This is a genomic window from Deltaproteobacteria bacterium (assembly GCA_030654105.1).
GTDB lineage: Bacteria > Desulfobacterota > SM23-61 > SM23-61 > SM23-61 > JAHJQK01.
The window spans coordinates 1-4848 of record JAURYC010000286.1 but is presented as its reverse complement, the minus strand read 5'-3'; the positions used below and the strand labels follow the sequence as shown (position 1 = coordinate 4848).

General features: G+C 52.6%; 6 protein-coding genes. 2 read left to right on the top strand and 4 right to left on the bottom strand.

Annotation, left to right across the window (positions count from 1 at the left end):
* Positions 1-292 (top strand): cupin domain-containing protein (locus Q7V48_12325; GenBank protein MDO9211513.1); only part of this gene is annotated, 292 nt, incomplete at its 5' end.
* A gap of 266 nt (positions 293-558) precedes the next feature.
* On the opposite strand, the gene panB is transcribed toward Q7V48_12325, so the two are convergent.
* From panB to Q7V48_12310, 3 genes are all read right to left on the bottom strand, one after another.
* A complete protein-coding gene (gene panB / locus Q7V48_12320; protein MDO9211512.1) occupies positions 559-1413 on the bottom strand; it encodes a 3-methyl-2-oxobutanoate hydroxymethyltransferase in 855 nt (284 codons plus the stop codon).
* A 172-nt stretch (positions 1414-1585) separates the two neighbouring features.
* Entirely contained in the window at positions 1586-2449 is an 864-nt protein-coding gene (locus tag Q7V48_12315) for an alpha/beta hydrolase (protein ID MDO9211511.1), read from the bottom strand.
* A gap of 9 nt (positions 2450-2458) precedes the next feature.
* Positions 2459-3148: a class I SAM-dependent methyltransferase gene (locus Q7V48_12310; protein MDO9211510.1), complete on the bottom strand. Its 690-nt coding sequence runs from the start codon at positions 3146-3148 to the stop codon at positions 2459-2461.
* A gap of 241 nt (positions 3149-3389) precedes the next feature.
* Here Q7V48_12310 and Q7V48_12305 point away from each other — a divergent pair, with 241 nt between their 5' ends.
* The gene (locus Q7V48_12305) at positions 3390-4412 is read left to right on the top strand and encodes a hypothetical protein (GenBank protein MDO9211509.1); all 1023 of its coding nucleotides are present in this window, start codon (positions 3390-3392) and stop codon (positions 4410-4412) included.
* A 43-nt stretch (positions 4413-4455) separates the two neighbouring features.
* On the opposite strand, the gene Q7V48_12300 is transcribed toward Q7V48_12305, so the two are convergent.
* On the bottom strand, positions 4456-4848 hold a 393-nt coding region (locus Q7V48_12300; protein ID MDO9211508.1), incomplete at its 5' end, for a TRAP transporter small permease.

The window sequence follows — 4848 nt, the reverse complement described above, 5'->3', positions numbered from 1 at the left end:
TCACACCTCGGGCGCCAGGACCTGCACGATCAATTGCATCAAGACGCCCGCCGGCGGCGGCTCCCCGGCCGGCATGCACGTCCACGACGTCGATCAGATCTTCTACATCCTGAGTGGCACGATGAGCATCGAGATCGAGGGTAAGCAGTACGACTGCTCTCCCGGCTCGCTCATCGTCTTCCCTGCCGGCGTGCGGCACCGCAACTGGAACGGCAGCAGTGAGCCGACCGTCCACCTGGCCTTCAATACGCCCCTTCCTGACCCCAACGTCCCCTTCGCCAAGTCGGTCTAACCTGGCGGACCGGCGCCCTGCATAATGGCTTTGCACGTGTGAAGTGCAAGGATTGCAACCGCATAGACCGGGACGTTCGTACAGAGCGTGCTTAGTGAATTAAATTTGGACTTTGGATCTTGGGGAGAACCAACTGGTTGAATAGCAAATTCTTCCCGAGAAGAATAATCCCCATCAGCGACCTGATTTCCGGATTCCCACCTTATGGAAGCACAGACAAATTTAAATGATCGATATTTCGGTTACCTTTTGGGCAATTTAACTCTTCATTTTCTTTTTTTCTTGGCCATCAGCTTTTGTAATTCCTTCTCGTCCATGCGGAAATAATGCTCTTCCGCAGGAAATCTACCTTCCTCCACATCTTTTTTGTACTCCGATAAAACCCGGGTGGTCTCTTCCGCGAGGTTGAGATATTTTTTGGCGAAACGGGGGACCACCCCTAAGGAAAGACCTAAGATGTCATATAGGTTTAGTGACTGCCCATCTAAATAAGGACCTGAGCCCGCGCCGAGGGTGGGGATTTTTAATCTTTCCGTGATCAGCTTGGCCACTTCTGCCGTCACGCTCTCCAGAACGATGCCGAAAGCCCCTGCCTCCTCTATGGCCAAGGCATCCTTTAGGATCAATCTCGCCGTGGCCGCATCCTTGCCCTGGACCCGGTACTTTCCGACCAAGGAAACTCTCTGCGGGAGGAGGCCGATGTGCCCCATGACCGGAATTCCGGCTCCCACCATGGCTCTCACTTTCTCTTTTATATCCACACCTCCCTCCAGCTTGACCGCATCCACCCCCGTTTCTTTCAAGAGCCGTCCGGCATTCCTCACCGCCTCATCCACGCTCGTCTGGTAGGACATGAAAGGCATATCGCAGACCACGAGGCAGTGTTTGGCCCCGCGGGTCACCGCTTTGGCGTGGTGGATCATTTCTTCCATAGTGACCGGAATGGTGTTTTCGTATCCCAGGACCACCATGCCAATGGAGTCCCCGATCATGACGATGTCGATCCCTGCCCGGTCAGCCAAAACCGCCGTAGGATAATCGTGCAGGTTTACCTTCGTAATCTTCCTCTCCTCTTTTTTCATCTGCAAAATATCCGGGATGGTGACTTTTTTTCTTTCCATTTTGATCCCTCCAATCGGAAAATGGCCAAACGCAAAGCGCATGGCGCATAGCGTAAAAAATATTTACCTATAAGGGGATTCGTCTCAAGAATCCCTCACTAATTTCCTAATTTTTCTTGGACCGGCCAACCAGAAAAAAAGACAGTTGAAAGGATAAGTCTGTTTCATGGCATTACATCAACCCGCCCAAGCTGCGGGGGTCCCGCGCCTCCCAGTGGCCTGCATCCACTGCGGTAATGAAGTTTAACAGAGAAGAATTGAAGCGCTCCGGCTCTTCCAGGTTCAGGGGGTGACCGCTGCGAGGATAAATCTCCAACCCGGCGCGGGAGATGTTCCGCTTCATGAATAGACTGCCCTCCACTCCCGGCTCGTCCTCATCTCCCAACATGATCAGCACGGGTAGAGACATTTTTTTAAGCTGCTCACCCAGGTCCGTTACCGACGGCCGCTGCCGCTGCACTCCCAGCAGGGTGTAGGCCGAGCCCATGGCCGAGTGTTCCTCGAACTGCCGGCGGAATTCCTCCCAAGCTCGCGGGTTTTTATTCTGAAGCTGGACCCGCGTCGGCCCCTGAGTGTAGCTGTCTGAGACCCCTTTCATCCCCTCCTTCATCATTTTTCCGGCCATCTCGGTCACCCTCTTGTGGAACTCCTGGCGGTTCTGCCCGCTGCCATGACCTGAACCGGCGAGGGTCAGGGAGCGAACGCGATCGGGGTGCTTCATTCCGAATAGTAGGGTAGTGTAACTGCCCATGGAAAGCCCGCAGATGTGGGTCCTATCGATATCCAGGATGTCCAATAACCCCTTTACATCCGCGACCTGCATGTCCTGCGAGTAGGTTTGAGGAGAATTCGGCACCTCAGAAGGTAGATAGCCCCGGGCCGAGAAGGTGATGGCCCGGTAGCGGCTGGAGAAGAAACGCATCTGCGCCTCCCAGCTTCGCCAGTCCCCGGCGAACTCGTGCACAAAAAGGATCGGGATACCGCTTCCTGCTTCCTCATAATAGAGGTTTACGTTGTTGACGAATACCGTAGGCATAATATCCTCCTATATCTTTTCCCAGCGCCCCACCATAAAGGCGCCGGTATTTAGTCTCTTCCGGCGTCCTTCGAGCTCAATCTCAGCGGCAATATTGGCGTTATCCTCCTTTTGAAAATGAATGGCAGTTCTGATCACTCCTTCCACATGGGCCAGGGAGCGCAATTCATCCGGGGATCTGAAAATCGCCTTTTCAAAAATAGTCTGCTTTTTCTTTGCCTCCACGCTCCGGCGCGACGCCCAGGGGCTTAGGCTATTCAGGGTAGCCACCACGATGCACCCACCTCTTTTGGTCACGCGGAACAGCTCTCTGACGGCACCCTTGGCATCCTCGATAAATTCAAGGGCGGTAACCGAAATCACCCGATCAAAGGACTTTTCTGGAAAGGGCAGGTTTAACATGTCCCCCAAGACCATCTGAAAACAGTATTTCCGGGCCTTCTGGCCTGCCCTGCTGAGCATGGGCAGAGAGATATCGAGCCCGATTACGGTTGTACTGCGGGAGAGAATATCGAGGGTGAACACCCCCGTTCCACAACCCGCATCCAAGATGAGTTCTCCAGGCATAGTTCTCAAGAGCTCCAGGAGCAGTTCACCTTCATACCTCTTCACCAGGGCGCCGATGGGGGTTGTAAACCACCTGTCGTAATCTTCCGGCCACTCATCAAAAAGCCTGCTCTTTTCCTGCTGGTCGATCAAGTTCAACTTCCCTCAGAATAAAAAAACTTCCTGCCTGAATGGTTTTTATAGCATATTTGCCAAAATATTTCTATCACGCCCGGTTGATCGTTGAACAGTGGAAAAAGGTTGAAATCAATCCCCCAAAAATGGTAATCATGGTAGGGCTTAAAAATCTCTAATCGCTGATGGCCGAGGACTGAAATCCGTTGACCCTCGATAAGCTGTCACTGCCAATGAAGGAAAGAAAGGAGGAAACTTCATGAAGCGGTTAATCTCCAGGATCGTTGGAATTTACCTGTTCTTGGGAGTGAGTCCGGCGTGGGGGGACGCCACGATTGAATCCACCTTCAAGACCGGAGGAATCAAAGGAGCTGGCGCCGCAGAAGGAGCTATGACCAAGCGTTATCAAGGCGCCAAGATGTATGAAGGGATGTCCTCCAAATTCACAGGAGCCATCCTATCCCGCCTTGCCGGGGGGAGCGAGAACATAAATATTACCCGTGTCGATAAAGGGGTCTACTGGAGTATTGATCCTAAAAACCGGACGTACAGTGAAAGCCCGATCGAAGCCTTCCAAAAAAAGGAATCTCCCCGGGAGCGGGGAGACAAAGAGAAGCCCTCAGCACGAATCACCAAGTCTGAGTTTACCGTGAAGAAGACAGGCGCCTCAGAAATGATCAACGGCTTCCCTTGTGAAGAATATTTGCTTACCTGGCTTCTCGAATGGGAAGAAATCGAAACCAAGGCCAAGTCTCGAAGTACCATGACTACTTATCTCTGGACAACGCCCGAAACAGCGACCATTCGTAAAGCCCAGGCGGAAGAGAATGCGTTTCATAAGGCCTATGCCCAGAAATTAGGCGTCAGTCTATCCCCGGAAGAAGCCAAGCAGATGGGTATGTCGGCCTTTGCCGCTGTGTCCGGTGCCCCCCAAGATGAAATTGAAAAAGGGCTCATCCGCATGAAAAGCGAGATGTCGAAAATTAAGGGTTATACAATCCGTTCGGTGGTAAGTTGGACCACGGAAAGCGAAAAAGGGGCGGCTTCCGCTCGAGAGGAAGCACCCTCCTCCGAATCAACCCCTGATTTACCGGGGGGCATCTCCGGAATCTTGAGCGGGCTCAAAGGACGTATTCTGCAAAAGAAGGGGGAGGAGAAACCATCTCCTGCGGCAGGGAAGGATGCACCCTTCTTTACCAGCACCACAGAGGTGAAATCCATAAGTATCGATTCCGTTGCGACCGAGGTATTCGAGATTCCTGTGGGTTATACGAGGAAATAAAAGCCCACATAACATTCCTATTCAGTGGATTTCTTTTCTCCCCTTATATTTGTTGCCCCGCCTCCCTATCTGTTTTTAAGGGGTGCCGGGCGGTGGGGTCCGTCGGCGATTTTTCTTTCCTGGCCCAGATTCTGGCAGCGTACTGAAGGGCCAAGAGGCTGAAACCCACCGGTAAGAATAGGTAGGGAATCACCATCGGTGTTCCCAGCGTCGTGGACATACGGTCATTGTGCTGCCAGGCCTGCCAGGCCATCCCTGCCCCTTTCCAGGTCATTACAGCGCAAAAGAACAGACCCGCTAAGCAACGCAAGATTTCCAGCCTGGCTCTGTAATTTGGTCTTAACCGGTCAATCAAGAAGGTAATGCGGATCTGGCTTCCTATCTGGAGGACATCAGCGGCCGGAATTACGCATAGAAAAACTAGCAAGAAAGTGTT